We start from the raw sequence: 20,662 nt of genomic DNA, 5'->3' as shown, positions 1-20,662 counted from the left end.
TCAGCCTTCCAGCTCTTCCCACCGCGCAAACGCCGTATCCAGCTCGGCCTGCACCTTGGCCAGCTCCTCGTTGCCACGCGTGATCGTCGCGGCATCCTGCTGGAAATACTTCGGATCGTTCATCGCCGCGGTACGCTTGGCGATCTCCGCCTCGAGCTGTTCCAGCTTCGCCGGCAGCAGATCGAGTTCGCGTTGTTCCTTGAACGACAACTTCTTCTTCGCTGCCGCGACGGGCGTCGACGCTGGCGCGGGCGCGGCAACGGGAGCAGGCGCGCTCTTCGCGTTGGCGGCTCGCGCTTCGGCGATGATCGGCTTCTGGCGCAGCCACTCGCTGTAGCCGCCGATGTATTCGCCGACCTGGCCGTTGCCTTCGAGCACCAGCGTGCTGGTCACGACGTTATCGATGAAGTCGCGGTCATGGGACACCAGCAGCAGCGTCCCGGTGTAGTCGCCGAGCAGCTCTTCGAGCAGCTCCAGCGTTTCCACGTCGAGGTCGTTGGTGGGCTCATCCATCACCAGCAGGTTGGACGGCTGGGCGAACAGCTTGGCCAGCAGCAGGCGGTTACGCTCGCCGCCGGAGAGGCGGGTGATCGGCGCACGCGCGCGCTCCGGCGAGAACAGGAAGTCCTGCAGGTAGCCGATGATGTGTTTGCGCTGGCCGTTGAGTTCGATGTACTCGCGGCCTTCGGCCACGTTGTCCAGTGCGTTCAGGCTGTCGTCCAGGGTGGAGCGGTGCTGGTCGAAGTAAGCGATCTGCAGGCCGGTGCCAAGCGTCACTTCACCCTGCTGCGGCTTGAGTTCGCTGAGCAGGATCTTCAGCAGCGTGGACTTGCCCGCACCGTTGGGACCCATGATGCCGACACGATCGCCGCGCATGATGGTCGTTGAAATGTCGTCGAGCAGCGTGCGGCCGCCATAGGCCTGGGTGACGTGCTTGGCGTCGACGACCTTGCGTCCGCCCGCCTGTGCGACGGCCAGCGTGATCTTGGCCGTGCCCGACTGTTCGCGCCGCTCGGCGCGCTCGTTGCGCAGCGCTTTCAGCGCGCGCACACGACCCTCGTTGCGGGTGCGTCGTGCCTTGATGCCCTGGCGGATCCAGACTTCTTCCTGGGCCAGCTTGCGATCGAAGTGCGCGACGGCCTGGGCTTCCGCGTGCAGGCGCTCTTCGCGACGACGCAGGTAGTTGTCATAGTCGCCCGGCCAGCTGGTCACGTTGCCGCGGTCGATTTCGACGATGCGCGTGGCCAGCGAACGCAGGAAGCTGCGGTCATGGGTGATGAAGACGATGCTGCCGCTGAAGTTCTTCAGGAAGGTTTCGAGCCAGGCGATCGCCTCGATGTCGAGGTGGTTGGTCGGCTCGTCGAGCAGGAGCAGGTTCGGATCCCGCACGAGTGCCTGGCCGAGCAGCACGCGGCGCTTCATGCCGCCGGAGAGGTCGGCGAAGTCGGTGTCCGCAGGCAGTTCGAGCCGCTCGATGACCTGCTCCACGCGGGACTCGAGGTCCCAGGCGTTCAGCGTCTCGATCTTCGTCTGGACTTCGCCCAGCGCATCCATGTCGCCCTCTTCGAGCGCGTGGTGATAGCGGGCGAGCAGGTGTCCCAACTCGCCAAGGCCGTCGGCCACGACATCGAACACGCTGCCGGTGGTGTCCTGAGGCACTTCCTGGGTCAGGCGGGCGATGCGGGTGCCGCCCTGCAGGCGGATCTCACCGTCGTCGGCGTGGATTTCGCCGGCGATCAGCTTGAGCAGGGTGGACTTTCCGGCGCCGTTGCGCCCGACGATGCAGACGCGCTCGCCGGCATCGAGGGAAAGATTGACCTGTTCGAGCAGGAGCGGGCCGCCGACGCTGTAGTCGACGTTGAGCAGTTGGATAAGGGACATCCGCCCATTCTACCTGCCCGGGAGGTCCTTCAGGCTGTATCGACCCGGTACCGCGTGTGCTGGCGCCAGGTCACGCCGGGCCGGAGGATCGCGCCCTCGGACTCGGGACTGTTGATCTGGTCCGGAAAGGCCTGGGTTTCCAGGGCGAAGCCGGCGAACGGTCCATACGGCTCCGCGTCGCGGCTGGGCTGGCCGGTGAGCTTCTGCCCGCTGTAAAACTGCAGGCCTGGACGGTCCGTCTCAATGGTCAGGCGACGGCCGCTGGACGGCTCGGCCACCATCGCCACGGTTCTCAGCGACGAGCCGGTCGGCCCGCGCGCGATGTAGCAGTGGTCGAAACCGCCGACCAGGCGCAGCTGCGGGTCAGGCCAGTGCAGGCGCGAGCCGATCGGTGCGGCGTCGCGGAAGTCGAACGCCGTGCCCGCCACATGTTGTCGGCCGACGGGGATCGCGCCCGCGTCGATGGCGAGGAACTCGTCCGCATCGATCCGGATGACGTGGTCGCGGATATCCGGACGGCGGTCATTGAGATTGAAATAGGGGTGGGCGGTGAGGCTCAGCGGCGTCGGCGCATCCGAGGTCGCCTCGTACTGCAGGTCCAGCGTGCCGTCGTCGTCGAAACGACAGCGGAGCTCCACGTGCACTTCGCCGGGAAAGCCACCGTCGCCTTCGGGCGAGACCAGCCGCATCACCAGCGATTCACCGTCCGCCTCCACGTCCCAGCGCTGCAGGTGAAAGCCGTCCTGGCCGCCATGCAGATGGTTGCCGCCATCGTTGCGGTCCACCTTGTAGTCGATGCCGTCGAGGCGGAAACGGCCCCCACGTATGCGGTTGGCCCAGCGGCCGACGATGGCGCCCATGTACGCATTCGAGTCGAGGTATTGCTGCGCGGTGGCATGGCCGAGCAACACATCGCCCCTGCGGCCCTGGCGATCGGGCGATTGCCAGGAGAGCAGGGTGCTGCCGAGATCGGTGATGTCGATCTGCGCATCGCTCGCGTTGCGCAGGGTCCAGCGGTGGAGCGGTCGGCCGTCGGGAAGCTGTCCCCAGGCGGTGGCATTGGATACGGGCATGGATGAAGCGGTCCCTGCGGGCAACGGTCAGGTTGCCGCCGTCTTGCGATGGAGGTCGAGGTATTGGCGCGGCGTACAGTCGTACTCGCGCCGGAATACCGCATACATGTATTGCAACGAAGTGAAACCACAGCGCAGCGCGATATCGGCCAGTGGTACATCCGAATTCGCGATGAGGTCGCAGGCGGTATCGAGCTTGTGGGTGAGGATCACCTGATGCACGGTTTGCTTGAGCTCACGCTTGAAGTGTTCTTCGAGCACCGTGCGCGATACACCGACGTAGTCGGCGACTTGTTCGGTCTTGATGCCGAGACAACCGTACTGGCGGATGTAATGGCTGGCGCGCATGACGTGCGGGCTGCGTATCGGGTGGAACTTGCTCGACGCTTGCACGTTGATGCCCACCGGCGGGACCAGGACGCGCGTACCGGCGCAGTCCATCCCCCGCAGCATCTGGTGCAGCAGATGGGCGGCCGTGCGACCCATTTCTTCCGCACCCTGAATCACCGAGGTGAGCGGGATGCGCGTGAGCAACTGGGCCATGGGGTCGTTGTCGATGCCGACGATGGCGATCTGCTCCGGCACGGCGATGCCGCCCATCACACACGCCTGCAGCAACTGACGGGCGCGCGCGTCGGTGACGGCGACGATGCCGATCGGCTTGGGTAGCTCGGCCAGCCAGGTGACCAGTTCCTCGACGGCCTGGCCCCAGCCGCCGGCACTGGTCGGTGAGCCCTGGTAAACCAGCCCCTCGACCGATTCTTCCGCCACGATGGCGCGGAAGGCGTGTTCGCGTTCATGCGCCCAGCGGCTGGTCGGGTGCGGCGGCAGGCCGTAGAAGGCGAAGCGGGTGAGGCCCTGTTCGATCAGGTGATCGTAGGCGAGGCGGATCAGCCGGGCGTTGTCGGTGGCGATATACGGCACTTCGTCCGGGTAGTTCGCCGGATCGTGGTAGGACCCGCCGACGGCGACGACCGGGATGTGCAGGTCGACCAGCGTTTCATGGGCTTCCGGGTCGTCGAAGTCGGCGATGACGCCGTCGCCGCGGAACTGGCCGATGTCACGCATGCGGCTGCGGAAATCCTCTTCCATGAAGAGATCCCACTCGACGCGCGTGCTGTTGAGGTAATGCCCAATGCCGGCGATGACCTGGCGGTCATAAACCTTGTTCGCGTTGAACAGAAGGGCGATGCGATGGGGTGCCATGGCCGAAGAAATTACCACGCCATGCGTTAAACCGGCCATGACGCACCGCGGCAAAGAAAACCACGGGAACGGCGCTTGAAATCGCAATTGCGCCGCATGGCCCCTGATCGTCAGCATCGACGGGATTCGTCCCCACGTTTGTCAAGGAATTGTTATGTCGTACTTTTCCAACATCCCCAAGATCGCCTTCGAAGGCGCCGGCTCGGACAACCCGCTGGCGTTCCACCACTACGACGCCAAGAAGCAGGTCCTCGGCAAGAGCATGGCCGAGCACCTCCGTCTGGCGGTGTGCTACTGGCACACCTTCGTCTGGCCGGGCTCGGACGTGTTCGGCGCCGGTACCTTCGACCGCCCCTGGCACACCGCCGGCGACCCGATGGAAAAGGCCCGCGAGAAAGCCGATGCGGCGTTCGATTTCTTCAGCCGCCTGGGTACCCCGTTCTACACCTTCCATGACACCGACGTGGCTCCGGAAGGCGCCAACCTCGCCGAGTACAAGAACAACTTCGCCGCGATGGTCGACGTGCTCGAGAAGAAGCAGGCCGAGACCGGCGTGAAGCTGCTCTGGGGCACGGCCAACGTGTTCAGTAACCCGCGTTATGCCGCCGGTGCCGCGACCAACCCGCAGCCGGAAGTGTTCGCCTACGCGGCGACCCAGGTGCGTCACGCCATGGAAGCCACGCATCGCCTTGGCGGCGCCAACTACGTGCTGTGGGGTGGCCGCGAAGGCTACGAAACCCTGCTCAACACCGACCTCAAGCGTGAGCGCAACCAGCTCGGCCGCTTCTTCCAGATGGTGGTGGAGCACAAGCACAAGCTCGGCTTCAAGGGCACGATCCTGATCGAGCCGAAGCCGCAGGAGCCGACCAAGCACCAGTACGATTACGACAGCGCCACGGTCTACGGCTTCCTGAAGGACTTCGGCCTGGAGAACGAGGTCAAGACCAACCTCGAAGCCAACCACGCCACGCTGGCCGGACATTCGTTCCAGCACGAGGTCGCCACCTCGATCGCCCTGGGCCTGTTCGGCTCGATCGACGCCAACCGCGGCGATCCGCAGAACGGCTGGGATACCGACCAGTTCCCGAACAGCGTCGAAGAGCTGACCCTGGTCACCTACGAGATCCTCAAGGCCGGCGGCTTCACCACGGGCGGCTACAACTTCGACACCAAGGTTCGCCGCCAGAGCAGCGCGCCGGAAGATCTCTTCCACGGTCACATCGGTGCGATCGACGCGCTGGCGCTGAGCCTGGAACGCGCCGCGAAAATGATCGAGCGCGATGCCCTGGCCGACTTCAAGGCCAAGCGTTACGCCGGCTGGGACGCGGAGTTCGGCAGCAAGATTCTGCAGGGCGGCTTCACGCTGGCTTCGCTGGCCGACGAGGCACTCTCCCGTGACATCCATCCGAAGCACGTGTCGGGTGGCCAGGAGTTGCTCGAGAACATCGTCAACCGCTATATCTATGGGTGATATGAGACCCGACATGGAAGCTTCGGAACGCATGTACCTCGGTATCGACCTCGGCACCTCCTCGGTCAAGGCCGTGCTCGTCGACGACGCGGGAGAGGTGCGCGCCAGCGCCGGCAGCCCGCTCGAGGTATCCCATCCCAGGCCGCGTTGGTCCGAGCAGGACCCGGCGACCTGGTGGTCGGCGACCGAGGCCGCCGTTGCGGAAGTTCTCAAAGGGACCGATGCCCGCCGTGTGGCGGCCATCGGCCTTTCAGGGCAGATGCACGGCGCCACCCTGCTCGATGCGTCCGACAGCATCCTGCGGCCGGCCATTCTCTGGAATGACGGTCGCTCGGACGTCGAATGCGCCGAACTGGAAAAGGTCCCCGGTTTTCGCGAGATCACCGGCAACCTGGCCATGCCGGGTTTCACCGCGCCCAAGCTGGCCTGGGTGCGCAAGCACGAGCCCGAGGTATTCAGCCGCATCGCCAAGGTCCTGCTGCCGAAGGATTACCTGCGCCTGCTGCTCACCGGCGAGTACATGACCGATGCGTCCGATGCGGCCGGTACGCTCTGGCTGGACGTCGCGAAACGTCAGTGGAGCGACGCCATGCTGGCCGCCACGGGGCTGGACCGTTCGCACATGCCGCAGGTGTTCGAGGGCAGCCAGCCCGCGGGCCGGCTGCGCAAGGAACTGGCCGATCGCTGGGGCATGGACACGGTGCCGGTGGCGGCCGGGGGCGGTGACAATGCCGCGGGTGCCGTCGGTGTCGGCATCGTCCGTGACGGCCAGGCCATGCTTTCGCTGGGCACCTCGGGCGTGTACTTCGCGGTGTCCGACGGCTTCCGTTCCAGCCCGGAGCAGGCCGTGCACAGTTTCTGCCACGCCTTGCCCGATACCTGGCACCTCATGTCGGTCATGCTCAACGCCGCCAGCTGCCTGGACTTCACGGCACGCCTGACCGGCCAGAAAGACGTACCGGCCCTGCTCGCCGAAGCGGAAGCGCGTGGCCTCAAGCCCGATGGCCCGATGTTCCTGCCTTACCTCACGGGTGAGCGCACGCCGCATAACGACGCCCATGCCCGCGGTTCCTTTACCGGACTGGGCCCCGAGACCGATCGTGCCGATCTGGCCAACGCCACGCTCGAAGGTGTCGGACTGGGTCTGCTGGACGGCCTGCTCGCGGTGGAATCCACCGGCCTGGTCGCCGAGGAGATCACGGTCATCGGCGGCGGCTCACGCAGTGCGTACTGGATTCGCATGCTGGCCGACATCCTGGGCAAGCGACTGGTCCTGCGCAGCGGTGGCGAGGTCGGCCCGGCACTCGGTGCGGCCCGCCTGGCCCATCTCGCGGTGGATCCGCGGGCCACGCTGGAGGAGGTCTGCCCGATGCCTGCGGTGACGGCGACGTACGAGCCCGATGCAGCGCGTCATGCTTATTTTCTGCAAACGCGCCACCCTCTGTTCCGCCGTACCTACGAACAGTTGAAGTCCCTGACTACCGACGCCGTTCGCGGCGACGATTTCCGCCCTTCCTGAAGGGCGATTCCATAAGCACGGAGATAAGCATGAAGCAGAAGGCTCTACACACGGTGCTGGCCGTATCGATGATCGCCGCAGGCGTTTTCGCCGCTCCGCAGGCGCATGCAAGCAAGGAAAAGCCGGTCATCGGTTTCTCCATCGACGATCTTCGCGTCGAGCGCTGGACGAAGGACCGCGACTACTTCAAGGCTGCCGTCGAAGCCAAGGGTGGCACCGTCTCGGTGCAGTCCGCCGACGCCAACGAGCAGAAGCAGATCCAGCAGATTGAGAACCTGATCTCGCGCAAGGTCGACGTCATCGTCATCGTGCCGTTCAATGCCAAGACGCTCACCACCGTGGTCGCCGAAGCGAAGAAGGCCGGTATCAAGGTGATCTCGTATGACCGCCTGATCCTCAACGCCGATGTCGACGCGTACATCTCGTTCGACAACGACAAGGTCGGCCAGATGCAGGCCCAGGGCGTGGTCAATGCCGCACCGAAGGGTAACTACTTCCTGCTCGGCGGCGCGCCGACCGATAACAACGCGAAGATCCTTCGCGAAGGCCAGATGAAGGTTCTCAAGCCGCTGGTCGACAAGGGCGACATCAAGATCGTCGGCCAGCAGTGGACGAACGAGTGGCTTGCCTCGAACGCCCAGTCGATCATCGAGAACGCGCTGACCGCGAACAAGAACAACATCCAGGGCATCGTCGCCTCGAATGACGGCACCGCCGGTGGCGCCATCGCTGCCCTGAACGGCCAGAAGCTGGCCGGCAAGGTCGCCGTGTCGGGCCAGGATGCCGATCTCGCCGCGATCAAGCGCATCAAGGCCGGTACGCAGACCATGACGGTCTACAAGCCGATCAAGACGATCGCCACGGACGCCGCGAACCTGGCCATCGACCTTGCCCAGGGCACCGCGCCGCAGTTCACCTCCAAGATGAACAACGGCAAGGGTGACATCAATACCATCCTGCTCACCCCGACCCTGCTGACCAAGCAGAACGTCGACCTCGTGGTGAAGGACGGTTTCTACACCCAGGCCCAGGTCGGCCCGTAAGCGAAGCGTTAGCGTAAGATCGACGACGCCCCGCCGGATGGTGGGGCGTCGTCCTGCTAAAGGAAATATCGGTGAGCGAATACCTGTTCGAGATGCGGCAGATCGTCAAGGAATTTTCCGGCGTGCGCGCGCTCAATGGCATCGACCTGGCGGTTCGGCCAGGCGAATGCGTCGGCCTGTGCGGCGAAAACGGCGCCGGCAAGTCGACCCTGATGAAAGTCCTGTCCGGTGTGTATCCCTATGGCACCTGGGAAGGCGAGATTCTTTTCGACGGCAAGCCCCTGCGCGCGCATTCGGTGCGCGACAGCGAGGATGCCGGCATCGTCATCATCCATCAGGAGCTGATGCTGGTTCCGCAGCTCTCCGTGGCCGAGAATATTTTCCTCGGCAACGAGATCCGCAAGTTCGGCGGCGTGATGGACTTCGACGCGATGTATGCGAAGGCCGATGCCCTGCTTGCCCGGCTCAAGCTCAAGGACGTCAACGTCGCGGCACCTGTGATGAACTATGGCGGCGGCTATCAGCAGCTGTTCGAGATCGCCAAGGCCCTGGCCAAGAACGCGCGCCTGTTGATCCTCGACGAGCCTTCCTCCTCGCTGACTTCCTCCGAGACCGACACCCTGCTGTCGATCATCGAGGACCTCAAGAAAGAGGGCGTGGCTTGCGTGTACATCTCGCACAAGCTCGAGGAAGTGGCGCGCGTGTGCGACACGGTGACCGTGATCCGCGACGGCAAGCACATCGTCACCAAGCCGATGAGCGAGATGACCACGCATTCGATCATCACCGCGATGGTCGGCCGCGATATCGAGAACCTGTTCCCGAAGGTGGAGCACGACATCGGTGAGGTGATCTTCGAAGCGAAGCACGTCACCTGCTGGGACGTGGCCAATCCGAACCGCAAGCGCGTCGACGACATTTCCTTTAAAGTGCGTCGCGGCGAGATCCTCGGCATCGCAGGGCTCGTGGGTGCGGGACGCACCGAGCTGGTCTCGGCGATCTTCGGTGCCTACCCGGGTCGTTCCGAAGCCGAGCTGGTCCTCGAAGGCAAGCCGATCAAGATCAAGAGCCCCGAGCAGGCGATCAAGGCCGGCCTGTCGCTGGTGCCGGAAGATCGCAAGCGCCAGGGGATCGTTCCCCTCCTGGGCGTGGGCGACAACATCACCCTGGCCACCTTGTCGCATTATGCGCACGCGGGCCAGATCGATCGTCAGGCCGAGCTGCAAGTGGTCGAAGCCGAGATCAAGCGCCTGCGTGTCAAGACGGCCAGCCCGGAGCTGGCCATCATGGGCCTGTCCGGAGGCAACCAGCAGAAGGCCGTGCTGACCAAGATGCTGCTGCCCGGTCCCAAGGTGCTGATCCTCGACGAACCCACCCGTGGCGTCGACGTCGGCTCCAAGTACGACATCTACAAGCTGATGTTCGAGCTGGCCTCCAAGGGCGTCGCGATCATCATGGTCTCTTCGGAAATGCCCGAAGTGCTCGGCGTGAGCGATCGCGTTCTCGTCGTCGGCGAAGGTAAGCTGCGCGGTGACTTCAAGAACGTCGGGCTGACGCAGGAGCAGGTGCTTGCCGCCGCCATCTCGCATGCCGCCGAAGGCCCGGCGCACGCGGCCTGATCCTCCCACCACTTCACGCGATACCAGGAAGCTCCTCCATGCAGTCGCAGCAAATCCAGCAACTGTTCGTCCGTTACAAGATCCTCGCGCTGCTCATCGCGGTCGCGATCATCTGGGTGTTCTTCCACATCAAGACCGATGCGGCCTTCGTCACGCCGGGTAATCTGTCCAATCTGTTCCGGCAGATGGCGATCACCGGCATGCTTGCCTGCGGCATGGTCTTCGTCATCATCGCCGGCGAAATCGATCTGTCGATCGGCTCGCAGCTCGGCCTGCTCGGTGGCGTGGTCGCGATCCTCACGGTCAACCAGGGTTGGGGAACCTGGCCGTCGATCGGTGCCGTGCTGGTCCTCGGCCTGCTGATCGGCGGACTGAACGGTTACATCGTCACCAAGCTGCGCGTGCCCTCGTTCATCGTCGGCCTCGGCGGCATGCTCGCCTTCCGCGGCATCGTGCTCTACATCACGGGCAGCTCCACCATCGCTCCCGCGCCGGACAACCTCATCACGATCGGCCAGGGCTTCGTGCCGCCCGGCGTGTCAGTGTGGATCGGCGGCCTTATCTTCCTGGCCATGGTCGCCTTGACCGCGCGACGTCGCGTGCGCCGCGGGAAGCTCGGTCTGCAGCAGGCCGCGTTGTGGGTCGATATCGCGAAGATGGTGGCGGTCGGTGCCTTCATCTTCGGCTTCGTGCGCATGCTCAACGACGCTAATGGCATCCCCATCCCGGTGATGATCCTGCTCGGTCTGCTCGCCGTATTCACCTACGTGTCCACCCAGACGGTGTTCGGCCGGCACATTTACGCCGTCGGCGGCAACATGGAAGCCACGCGCCTTTCCGGCGTCAACGTGGCACGCGTCAAGCTTGTCGTGTTCGCCATCATGGGTCTCATGTGCGCCTTCGCCGGCATCATCACCGTAGCGCGCACCGGTTCGGGTTCCCCGTCCGCCGGTACGGGCGGCGAGCTGGACGCGATCTCGGCCTGCTTCATCGGTGGCACGTCCATGCGCGGTGGTTCGGGCACGGTCTACGGTGCTCTGATCGGCGCCCTGGTCATGGCCAGCCTCGACAATGGCATGCAGCTGATGGACGTCGACAACTCCTGGCAGATGATCATCAAGGGCGTGATCCTCGTCCTCGCCGTCTGGGTCGACGTGCTCTCCGGCTCCAACCGCAATGGCTGATCCCCCGCCAAGGAGCATCGCCGATGAATCGGCTCCCACACAGGGCATAAGCCTGCACCGTGTGTGGGGGCCGCTTTCTTGTGAGAGCCGGCTCTTTGTGGGAGCCGCTTCAGCGGCGATAAAATGCCAGGGAGCACCTCTCAAGGAAGATCATGAGCGAACTAGAAAACCTCCAGGGCAACTGGATCCAGACCCGCTTCGAAGAAAACGGCGTCATCGATCCACCGGACGCCCACGGCGGCAACGGCGCGATCACGACGATCAAAGACGACACCTTCGCCGTCAACCTGCCAAACGGTGAGCTCCTGCTTGCCGGGCATTTCATCCTCGACCCGAGCACCACGCCGCGTTCGATCACCTGGATCGACAGCATGGGCGACGACGCCGGCAAGTTGCTGCCGGCGAGCTATGTGCTGGAAGGCGATTCGTTCGTCTTCATCGCGGGGGATGAAGGCATGCCGCGGCCGGTCGAATTCGTGACGTCACCCGGGTTGACGTTGCGTGGATTCGTTCGGTGTCACGCGGGTTGATGCATCGCGACTGGCGGGCACGCTCCGGATCAGGGTCTGGCTATCGATACAGGATGCCAAAAACATCTTCGTTGCAATTCTGATCTTTGCACGCTCGAGGCAGTCCTCCGAAGGGCTTCAGGTTGTGTTTCTCATTGTAGTCATCATATTGCGTTTGAAGTCGTTTCTTCTCTTCGCTCGAGATGCCCGCGCCTGTGATACCAAGTTTGTCTAGGGATACAAATGACAAGGCGGTCACATGTACTTGGATGTCGATGATTACAGAAGTCCCGGCCTGTCGAGCAAGCATCTTGCTCGACGTCGCCTTCGCGCTCTGAACACCCATTTCCCATTCGTCGGAGCGGGCCAGTCCTGTCGCGGTGGCGACTGGCGACGCGATCGACGTCGCGTCGAACAAGACGGCGATCAGGCAAGCCATCCAGGCCCGCGCCGGTATGGACAAAGTTCTCATGTATGGTCCTTGGAAACGATGAGATGTTCGTAGCTTCACCATAGGCCGCGCATCGTCAGCCGCCTATAGAACGGACGTTGTAGGGGGTGTCACGCGTTTGCGGCAGTGACGAGCCGGTACGGTTGATCTCTCGCGAAAAGCTCTCGAGCGGCGACACGCCCTCATGATCATTCCGGAAATCAAGCTGCTGACTGTCGTCAGAGCGGTCCAGAGATGGGGCCACATAAAACTCTTATGCAATATCGGAACGGCGCTTTGTAACGCGTCGATTCGAAAGCGATGACGTCTGCGGTCGGTGGCGCCGCCTACAACCAAGGCGATATTCCCCGATAGCCGTGTTCGGTCTAGCGTGAACTCCACTATCGATGGAAACACAGGACTCGCGACATGAACGGATTCGGACGTCTTCTCCCGCACGTTGCGTCAGTGTCACTTGTCGTTGCGTTAGCGTGTCATTCCGCGATGGCTGACGCGTCCTCGCTGACCAGTCTCGGGCACAATGCCGGCGCCCAATGCGTCGCATCGGACGTCAACGACTCCGGCATCAGCGTGGGCACGTGTTCACCACCGAGTTCCGCCGGCCCGGCTGTCGCCTGGCTTGCGCAGGCCGGACAGGAGCTGTCGCTTCCGTCGTTGGCGGCGGGGCGTTCGTGCCACGCGAGCGGAATATCCAACGGTGGGCAGGCCGTCGGTGGCTGTGTCGATGCTTCGGGCATCGGCTTTGCCGTGGTCTGGAATCCGGGTCCCACCGGCAATGGGGTGCTTTCGAAGCTGTTACCTCGTCCGGGCGTCCTGGGATTGCTCGCTGACGTCACCACGCAAGCGACGGCATATAACCAGGCAGGCGACATTGCCGGTGTCAGCGGTTCGGGCAGTGCCGTCGCGACGGCGGTGATCTGGCGGACGGGCTCGACGACGGCCATCGATGTTTCCTCCGCGGGCGATAACTGCGTCCCCGCCGATGTCGGGGAGCCCACCGCGCAGGCTAGCCCGGCGGTGTTGATGAATTGTCCGAGCGGCACCGGCACGGCGAGCCCCGTCATTGCGACGCCGGGCCTTCTGGGCCTGTATCAGAAGACCGTACTGACGAAGGCTTCTGGGGCTTCCTATTGCGTGGTGCAGTCAATGAACGCGTCATCTCGCATCATGGGAACATGCATTTTCCCCACAGCGCCGACATCACGCGTGGCCTACTGGGTATCGCCAGCATCGACGGCGACGGCGCCATCTCTTTCGGTCGCAGGCACCCCTGTGAAGAGTGTTGGCGACTTCATGAACGCGCAGGGCAATATCGTCTTGCATTATCAAACGGCGGATGGCAAGTCGACTGCCGCTTATCTGGTCATCAATGAGGCGGGCGTGGCGACGAGCTTCATTGGAATTCCAGCCTTGCACAGTGGCACCACGGTCGGCGCGACAGGGTTGGGCGATAACGGCTTGGTCACCGTAGGCGGCCAGAACGCAAGCGAAAATGCCCAGGCCGCCGTGTGGAACCCGGCGTCGCCGGGCACGCTCTCACCCATTGCGTTGTTCGGCGGTGGTTCGAGCAACGGCATTTCGGCTGTTTCGAAGAGTGGTGCTTACGCGGTGGGCGTCGCCGACGACAGCGCGCACGTCACCAATGCAGTGGTGACCACGTTGCCGTAAGCACGCGCCGCTATCGATAGCCTTTGGCGATGGGCGCTCGCGCTAACTCCCGCAGCTACTTCCCGGTATTCAACGCCCGAGCCATCTTCAGATGCTCCTTAAGGGTAGGCAGGGTCTTCTTCGCAAACGCCTGAAGATCCTTGTTCGAACCCTTCTCCACTTCGACTTCGAAGATCGCCACGGCCTTCTGGTGATCGGCCACCATCACCTTCGCGAACTCCTTGTCGAACGCCGCACCGTTGAGCATCTTCAGCGCGTCGATGTCCTTCTGGTTCGCCGGCGGCGGCGATTCGGCCGTGGCGTAACCACGGTCGCCTGCGGCAAGCGTCTTCAGTTCCTCGCCCGCCTTGGTGTGATCCGCGATGATCTGGTGGGCGAAGGTCTTCACCTTGTCCGAACCGGCGTTGGTGTCGGCGAGCTTCGCGGCTTCGATCTCGGCGAGACCGGCACCACTGGCGTTGGTGACGAAGCCGGCGTCGGTCGGCGTGCCACCCTTGGAATCGGTGTGCTGGGCCAGGGCAGCCATGGGCAGGGCGGCGGCGAGCAAGGCTGTGGCGAGGATGCGGGGTAAGGTGCGGTGCATGGCGTCATCTCCTGTAGCGACCCTTCAGGTGTCGCATCCAGGCCATGAAGTCGCCGTGACCGTCGCGGCCAGGCGGCTTCGACAGCGCGACGGGCAGCGGTAGGCGCGCGCTTTGCCGCTGGCCGTTAGGTTGTGGGCCTGCTAGCTCAATGCGTCGTCGCGCCGGCGACGGGCTTGCCGTCGGCGAAATTGCGCACCGCAGCGATGGTGGCATCCGTTGCCTCTTCCATCAGCCAGTGTCCGGCGCCTGGGATGACCAGGCCGGTGACGTTGCCCGCGGCATTGCGCATGACGATGGCTTCGTTCGCGCCGAACGATTTTTCGCCACCGATGGCGAGCACGGGCATGGGAAGTTTCGTCGCCAATGACGCCTGGTTGACGTCGGCATCCTGGCGAATGGCGCGGAACTGGGCGAAGGACGAATGCATCGCGCCGGGGCGAGCGTAGATCTGGGCGTAGTGCTGCCGCGTACCCTCGTCGATTTTCGGCGGGTCACCCGCGAACTCGTTCCAGAAACGATCCAGATAGATACGTTCGCGCCCTGCGACCAGGCGCTCCATGTCCGGCCCCCCGAAATCGAAGTGCCACAGCAAGGGATTGCGCACGATCTGGTCCCAGGGTGGGATACCCGGAACAGGCGCATCCATCACGATCAGGCGCACGGTCTTGTCTGGATAGCGTGCGGCATAGGCGTAGGCCACCATGGTGCCGATATCGTGACCGACGACGACGGCGCGGTCGACACCGAGCTGGGTGAGGACGGCGCGTACGTCTCCCGCCTGGGTTCTCTTGTCGTAGCCGCCGTCCGGATGCGACGACATGCCCATGCCTCGCAGGTCGGGCACGATGACGGTATGGTCCCGGGCCAGATTCTCGGCCAGCGGTGCCCACATGTCCCCGGTGTCGCCGAAGCCGTGCAGCAGCACGACGGCGGGGCCCGTGCCGCCGACGCGAACGTGGATGGTGGCGCCGTCGGTGGCGATGTCCTGGATCCGGAAGGTCGTCGGAAAGGGTCGGACATCCGCGAGCGCGGGCAGACTCATGGCAGCGAGCAGGATCGTGGCGCAGAGAAAGCGGACCATGGGCGTGCTCCGATGATATGCCGTGGAACCCTTGCATGCCGGGTTGCCGCACTTTGGCATAGATCGAACCATGCGAACGAAAACGGGCGCCCGAGGGCGCCCGTTTTCTTATGGTTTAAGACGCGCGTTTGCTTACTTGGCGCGAACGGCCTTCACACCAAGCCCAGCGGCATCGCGCAGGATCTCGGCCTTGTCCGTCTTCTCCCACGAGAACGCCGTGAACGTGTTGCCGTTCTTGTCGGTGACCTCGTAGGGCTTGCGGCCGAAGTGACCGTTCGAGGCGGTCTGCTGGTACATCGGGTGGACCAGGTCGAGCATCTTGATGATGCCGAACGGGCGCAGGTCGAAGTGCTTGCGGATCAGCTTCTCGATCTTCTCGTCGGGAATCTTGCCGGTGCCGAAGGTGGTCACCGAGATCGAGGTCGGCTCGGCCACGCCGATGGCGTAGCTGACCTGGATCTCGCAACGGTCGGCGAGGCCGGCCGCGACGATGTTCTTGGCGACGTAACGCGCGGCGTAGGCGGCCGAACGATCGACCTTGGACGGATCCTTACCCGAGAACGCGCCACCACCGTGACGGGCCCAGCCGCCGTAGGTGTCGACGATGATCTTGCGACCGGTCAGGCCGCAATCGCCCACCGGGCCACCGATGACGAACTTGCCGGTCGGGTTGATGTGGAACTTGGTGCCCTTGTGCAGCAGCTTCGCCGGCAGCACGGGCTTGAGGATCAGCTCGCGCACGCCTTCGATGAGGTCCTTCTGCTTCACGTCCGGATCGTGCTGGGTCGAGAGCACGACGGCGTCGATGGCGACGGCTTCGCCGTTCTCGTAGCGCAGGGTGACCTGGCTCTTGGCGTCCGGGCGCAGCCACGGCAGCGGCGAGTTCTTCTTCTTGCGGACCTTGGTCTGCTGCTCGACGAGACGGTGGGCGTAATGGATCGCCGCCGGCATGTACTCGCTGGTCTCGTTGGTGGCGTAGCCGAACATCAGGCCCTGGTCGCCAGCGCCCTGTTCTTCCGGCTTCTTGCGGTCCACGCCCTGGTTGATGTCCGGGGACTGCTTGCCGATGAGGTTCAGCACGCCGCAGGTCTCGCCGTCGAAGCCGACTTCGGAGGAGTCGTAGCCGATGTCGAGGATGACCTTGCGGGTCAGCGCCTCGAGGTCGATCCAGGCGCTGGTGGTGATTTCACCCGCGACGATGGCGACGCCGGTCTTCACCAGCGTCTCACAGGCCACGCGAGCGCGAGGATCCTGGGCCAGGATGGCGTCCAGAACGGCGTCGGAGATCTGGTCGGCGATTTTGTCCGGATGGCCTTCGGAGACCGACTCGGAGGTGAAGAGGAAGTTGCTCATCGTGGGTATATATCCTTCTTTACGGATAAAGAGATAAATGGGGGCGCGCCATGATACACGGCCTTTGCCGGGTTTGCAGGGGGAAGGGTACGCCCCGGGGGTGACGATTGCATGGATGTTCAGGCGGCGGCGGGCCGGGGCCGCGTCTCGGCGGCGACCCGGCGGGCGGCTGGCACCTATCGGGTGGTCGCCGGCACCACGTTCACGCGTGACACCTTGCCGTCGAGGCCGTTCCGGTAACGGGCCTGGACGTCGACGTAGCCGTCCTTGTATGAGGTATGGAACGAGGGAATCGTCACGGTGCGGCTTCCGAGGTCCTTGAGGACGCGAACCGTCGTGTAGTCGTCGGATCGCTTTCCATCCGGGGAATCGAATACGGTGAAGGTCGTGCCGGCACGCAAACCGAACAGACGAGCCGAGCGGGCCTCGTCGTTCTCGCACCCCCGGCGGTTTCCGCTCTTGAAGTTGATGGTGGTCGCCTCGCCGCCGGGGATGCCGCACACGATGTTCTGGGTCGCGTTCCTGCCTTCGTACAGGACGATGCCGCCCTGGTTGAGTACACCGGCAAGCTCAAAGGCATCGCCTTGCTGATAGTGGTCGATGACGATGTAGTTTGGCGGGCGACGAGCGGCGCGTGCACAGGTGCCGTACACACGGTCCATCAGCTTGTCGTAGCGGTTGTCCGTCCTTGAATGCAGCGATTCCCCGGTTTCATGGAAATGGTTCATGACGAACAGGCGGGGCCATGATTTCCCCCGAAACTGTACCTGTCCCGGTTCCAATGTACCGGCCCAGCGGCTCCTGCACGAGGTATCGTGCGTACCGATAGTCTTGCCCAGCACCCAGTAGTTTTCCGACGTACCGCCCCTGGAGGACATGATGGTCGCCACGCCGCTGGGGAGGGCGTAGCGGCCGGCATTTTTTGATTCCAGATCGAAGATCAGCAATCGTTGATTCGCTGCGATCATCTGTCGAAGCGTCGGCCAGCCAGGGGTATTCCAGGTGTCCGGATTGAATGTCAGGCGTGCCAGGTTAGGGACTCTTGCCAATTCGGCGCGTAGCGCGGACGGCGAAACGTAGTCCTCCAGATGGATCGTGACGATGGCTTGGCGATCGGCCAGAAGGAAGGGGACGATCTCATCGTTGAGATGGGTGGCCAGCGGCCGGCCGGCGAGGGCGCATGAGCCGTGGCAGACCCTGACCCTGCCCTGGTACTCGTGCAGATCCAGCGACAAGCCGCGCACGCCGTCGCGAAGCTGCTGGGGGATGCTCCTGCTCTGGCTGGAGGGCAATAAGGTATTGAACGCGTTGTGGGTGGTGACCCACGTGTACTGGTCGAAACGACGATCCAGATCGTGGACATACGGGCGCTCCCCCGCGATAGCCTGCGTGCTTGCCAGGGCAAGCAGCAGGGCGATTCCTTTCTTCCTCATCTCACGCTCCTTCCTGTGGAAGGCCGTAGGTTATGAGGTTGTGCGCTTTCGTTCCGTCAGGGAATGGGGTGGGTGCGCCGCTGGGTTTCCCCTGCGCCCGCGTCAGTGAGAGCTGACGCGGGCGGGGAGGCTCATCGCCGCTGAAGCGGCTCCCACAGAAGAGCCGCCTCGATGTCAGACCGTCACGGCCAGTCTCTCGCGGGCCGCCCTGGCCACTGAGACCATGCCTCTCAGGGCGTCGGAGACCTCCGGCCAGCCGCGGGTCTTCAGGCCGCAGTCGGGGTTCACCCAGAGCTGGTCGGGACGCAGCACCCGGAGGGCCCGGGCCAGGAGGTCGGCCATTTCGGCTTCGGTCGGGACGCGGGGTGAGTGGATGTCGTAGACGCCAGGGCCGATGCCGTTCGGGTACTGGAACCGGGTGAAAGCGTCCAGGAGCTCCATGCGCGAGCGGCTGGTCTCGATCGAGATGACGTCCGCGTCCATCGCGGCGACCGCCTCGATGATGTCGTTGAATTCCGAGTAGCACATGTGGGTGTGCACCTGGGTCGCATCGCTGACGCCCCCGGCTGTGATGCGGAAGGCGTCGACGGCCCAGGCGAGATAGGCATCCCAGTCCGCGCGACGCAGCGGCAGGCCTTCGCGCAGCGCGGGCTCGTCGATCTGGACGATGCCGATGCCAGCCTTCTCCAGATCGTGCACTTCGTCACGCAGGGCCAGGGCGATCTGCCGGCAGACATCGGCGCGGGGCAGGTCATCGCGCACGAAGGACCACTGCAGCATCGTCACCGGTCCGGTGAGCATGCCCTTCATAGGCTTGTCGGTGAGCGACTGCGCGTACGCCGACCAGGCGACGGTCATCGGTGCGGGACGCGCGACATCGCCATAGATGATCGGTGGCTTGACGCAGCGTGAGCCGTAGCTCTGCACCCAGCCGAGCGAGGTGAAGACGTAGCCGTCCAGCTGCTCGCCGAAGTACTCGACCATGTCGTTGCGCTCGGGTTCGCCATGCACCAGCACGTCGATACCGGCTTCTTCCTGGAAACGCACGACGCGACGCACCTCGTCACGAAGGATGGCGGCGTAGGCGTCGTCGTCCAGCTTGCCCGAGCGGTGCGCGGCGCGCGCGATGCGCAGGTCGTTGGTCTGCGGGAACGAGCCGATCGTCGTCGTCGGCAGGTCGGGCAGGCCGAAGCGCTCGCGCTGCACGTCGGCGCGGAACGAGAAGGCCGAACGACGCTGGCCGAACTGCGGCGTCAGCTGACGTACGCGGGCGCGCACGTCGGCACGTACGACGTCGCCGGAGGCCTGGCGGCTGGCGACGATCTCGTGCTGACGGGCGAGGGTTTTCCGCGCGGCGTCGTCGCCGGCGACGGCGTCCGCATAGCGACGCAGTTCGGCGATCTTCTGCCGGGCGAACGACAACCATCCGGCCAGGTGCGCAGGGAGGTGTTTCTCTTCGGAGACATCGATCGGCACGTGCAGCAGGGAGCAGGAGGTCGACAGCCAGAGACGGTCGTTGCCGAGACGCGCGAGCAGGCGGTCCACGCGGGGAAGGATGGTCGACGGGTCGCTCAGCCAGATGTTGCGGCCATCGAGCACGCCGGCGGAAAGCACGCGGTCGGCCGGCAAGGCATCGAGCACGGCATCCAGCTGATCCGGTGCGCGGGCGAGGTCCACATGCAGGCCGGCCAAAGGCAGCGACGTGGCGAGCTCGAGGTTCGCACCGAGCTCACCAAAATAGGTGGCGAGCAGGATGCGAACGCGTCCGTGCGCGGCGACCGCGGCATAGGTCCGCCGGAACGCTTCGCGCCATGCCGCATCGAGGTCGAGCACGAGGGTCGGTTCGTCGACCTGCACCCAGTCGGCGCCCGCGTCGGCGAGGGCGTCGATGGCGCCGAGCCATGCGGGCAGCAAGGTGTCGAGCAAGGCCAGCGGGTCGCTGCCGTCGACGGTCTTGGACAAGCGCAGGAAGCTCACCGGTCCGAGCAGGACAGGGCGCGCCACGTGACCGGCCGCGCGGGCCTCAAGGTATTCCGCGACGACCTTGTCCGGGCGCGCTGCGAAGCGCTGTCCCGCCTCGAGCTCCGGCACGATGTAGTGGTAGTTCGTGTCGAACCACTTGGTCATTTCCAGGGCATGCAGGTCGACATCGCCGTCCTGGTGGCCGCGGGCCATGGCGAAGTAGCCCGCCAGCGGGTCGCGCGCCGCGAGGTCGCGGTAGCGCGGGGGGATGGCGTCGACCAGCACGGCGGCGTCGAGGACATGGTCGTAGAGGGAGAAGTCGTTGACCGGGACGCTGTCGGCGCCGGCGTCGCGGGCAAGCTTCCAATGGCGCTGGCGCAGTTCGCGCGCGACGGCGAGCAGTTCGTCGGCGCCGCTGTCTCCTTTCCAGTGACTCTCGAGGGCGCGCTTGAGTTCGCGGCGTCGGCCGATGCGGGGGAAGCCCGGATACGTTACGTGTGGCATGGATGTTCCTCTTCGTGGCAAAGAGGAGGGAAGGGCGGCTGGGCGCCGACGCACACGCTCCTGCCGCGCGGGGCGCGACAGGCCAGGGGGCGTCATGCGGGCTAGCCGTCGACCTTCGCCC

16 protein-coding genes are annotated in these 20,662 nt (G+C 64.5%); 7 read left to right on the top strand and 9 right to left on the bottom strand.

Annotated elements, in window-relative coordinates:
* Genes BJI69_RS04135 through BJI69_RS04125 form a run of 3 tightly spaced genes read right to left on the bottom strand, consistent with a single transcriptional unit; the run spans position 1 to position 4,160 of the window.
* Complete coding sequence (locus BJI69_RS04135) at positions 1-1,881, bottom strand: ATP-binding cassette domain-containing protein (protein WP_046967053.1); 1,881 nt, start codon at positions 1,879-1,881, stop codon at positions 1-3.
* Between the two features lie 29 nt (positions 1,882-1,910).
* A complete protein-coding gene (locus BJI69_RS04130) occupies positions 1,911-2,954 on the bottom strand; it encodes an aldose epimerase family protein (RefSeq protein WP_046967052.1) in 1,044 nt (347 codons plus the stop codon).
* Positions 2,955-2,981: 27 nt separating this feature from the next.
* Entirely contained in the window at positions 2,982-4,160 is a 1,179-nt protein-coding gene (locus tag BJI69_RS04125; protein WP_078023006.1) for a XylR family transcriptional regulator, read from the bottom strand.
* 154 nt (positions 4,161-4,314) lie between these two features.
* On the opposite strand from BJI69_RS04125, the gene xylA reads away from it, so the two are divergent.
* The 6 genes from xylA to BJI69_RS04095 all read left to right on the top strand — a co-directional run bounded on the left by xylA (position 4,315) and on the right by BJI69_RS04095 (position 11,526).
* Positions 4,315-5,631 carry a xylose isomerase gene (gene xylA / locus BJI69_RS04120; RefSeq protein WP_046967050.1) on the top strand — a complete coding sequence of 439 codons (1,317 nt, stop codon included), beginning with the start codon at positions 4,315-4,317 and terminating at the stop codon, positions 5,629-5,631.
* Between the two features lie 13 nt (positions 5,632-5,644).
* The gene (xylB, locus tag BJI69_RS04115) at positions 5,645-7,150 is read left to right on the top strand and encodes a xylulokinase (RefSeq protein WP_343123166.1); all 1,506 of its coding nucleotides are present in this window, start codon (positions 5,645-5,647) and stop codon (positions 7,148-7,150) included.
* Between the two features lie 29 nt (positions 7,151-7,179).
* A complete protein-coding gene (xylF, locus tag BJI69_RS04110; protein WP_046967049.1) occupies positions 7,180-8,193 on the top strand; it encodes a D-xylose ABC transporter substrate-binding protein in 1,014 nt (337 codons plus the stop codon).
* 71 nt (positions 8,194-8,264) lie between these two features.
* Positions 8,265-9,812: a xylose ABC transporter ATP-binding protein gene (locus tag BJI69_RS04105; RefSeq protein ID WP_046967048.1), complete on the top strand. Its 1,548-nt coding sequence runs from the start codon at positions 8,265-8,267 to the stop codon at positions 9,810-9,812.
* Between the two features lie 38 nt (positions 9,813-9,850).
* Positions 9,851-10,996, top strand: a complete 1,146-nt coding sequence (locus BJI69_RS04100) for a sugar ABC transporter permease (RefSeq protein WP_046967047.1) — start codon at positions 9,851-9,853, stop codon at positions 10,994-10,996.
* 152 nt (positions 10,997-11,148) lie between these two features.
* Positions 11,149-11,526 carry a TIGR03067 domain-containing protein gene (locus tag BJI69_RS04095; protein WP_046967046.1) on the top strand — a complete coding sequence of 126 codons (378 nt, stop codon included), beginning with the start codon at positions 11,149-11,151 and terminating at the stop codon, positions 11,524-11,526.
* A 40-nt stretch (positions 11,527-11,566) separates the two neighbouring features.
* Here the strand turns inward: BJI69_RS04095 and BJI69_RS04090 are convergent, their stop codons facing one another.
* Complete coding sequence (locus tag BJI69_RS04090; RefSeq protein ID WP_046967045.1) at positions 11,567-11,977, bottom strand: hypothetical protein; 411 nt, start codon at positions 11,975-11,977, stop codon at positions 11,567-11,569.
* A gap of 462 nt (positions 11,978-12,439) precedes the next feature.
* Between BJI69_RS04090 and BJI69_RS04085 the strand changes: the two genes are divergently transcribed.
* Positions 12,440-13,624 carry a hypothetical protein gene (locus BJI69_RS04085; RefSeq protein ID WP_046967044.1) on the top strand — a complete coding sequence of 395 codons (1,185 nt, stop codon included), beginning with the start codon at positions 12,440-12,442 and terminating at the stop codon, positions 13,622-13,624.
* A gap of 55 nt (positions 13,625-13,679) precedes the next feature.
* Here the strand turns inward: BJI69_RS04085 and BJI69_RS04080 are convergent, their stop codons facing one another.
* From BJI69_RS04080 to metE, 5 genes are all read right to left on the bottom strand, one after another.
* Positions 13,680-14,207, bottom strand: coding sequence for a DUF4142 domain-containing protein (locus tag BJI69_RS04080; RefSeq protein WP_046967043.1), 528 nt, complete (start codon positions 14,205-14,207; stop codon positions 13,680-13,682).
* 146 nt (positions 14,208-14,353) lie between these two features.
* Positions 14,354-15,289 carry an alpha/beta fold hydrolase gene (locus tag BJI69_RS04075; protein WP_046967042.1) on the bottom strand — a complete coding sequence of 312 codons (936 nt, stop codon included), beginning with the start codon at positions 15,287-15,289 and terminating at the stop codon, positions 14,354-14,356.
* A gap of 132 nt (positions 15,290-15,421) precedes the next feature.
* On the bottom strand, positions 15,422-16,642 hold the full coding sequence (gene metK, locus BJI69_RS04070; RefSeq protein WP_046967041.1) for a methionine adenosyltransferase: 1,221 nt from the start codon (positions 16,640-16,642) through the stop codon (positions 15,422-15,424).
* Positions 16,643-16,818: 176 nt separating this feature from the next.
* Positions 16,819-18,075, bottom strand: a complete 1,257-nt coding sequence (locus tag BJI69_RS04065; RefSeq protein ID WP_052767095.1) for a phosphoinositide-specific phospholipase C-related protein — start codon at positions 18,073-18,075, stop codon at positions 16,819-16,821.
* A 174-nt stretch (positions 18,076-18,249) separates the two neighbouring features.
* Positions 18,250-20,541 (bottom strand): 5-methyltetrahydropteroyltriglutamate--homocysteine S-methyltransferase, encoded by a 2,292-nt coding sequence (gene metE, locus BJI69_RS04060; RefSeq protein ID WP_046967040.1) that lies wholly within the window; start codon positions 20,539-20,541, stop codon positions 18,250-18,252.
* Between the last annotated feature and the right edge of the window lie 121 nt (positions 20,542-20,662).

The organism is Luteibacter rhizovicinus DSM 16549 (genome assembly GCF_001887595.1).
Lineage (GTDB): Bacteria > Pseudomonadota > Gammaproteobacteria > Xanthomonadales > Rhodanobacteraceae > Luteibacter > Luteibacter rhizovicinus.
This window is presented reverse-complemented; position numbering and strand designations above follow the sequence as displayed.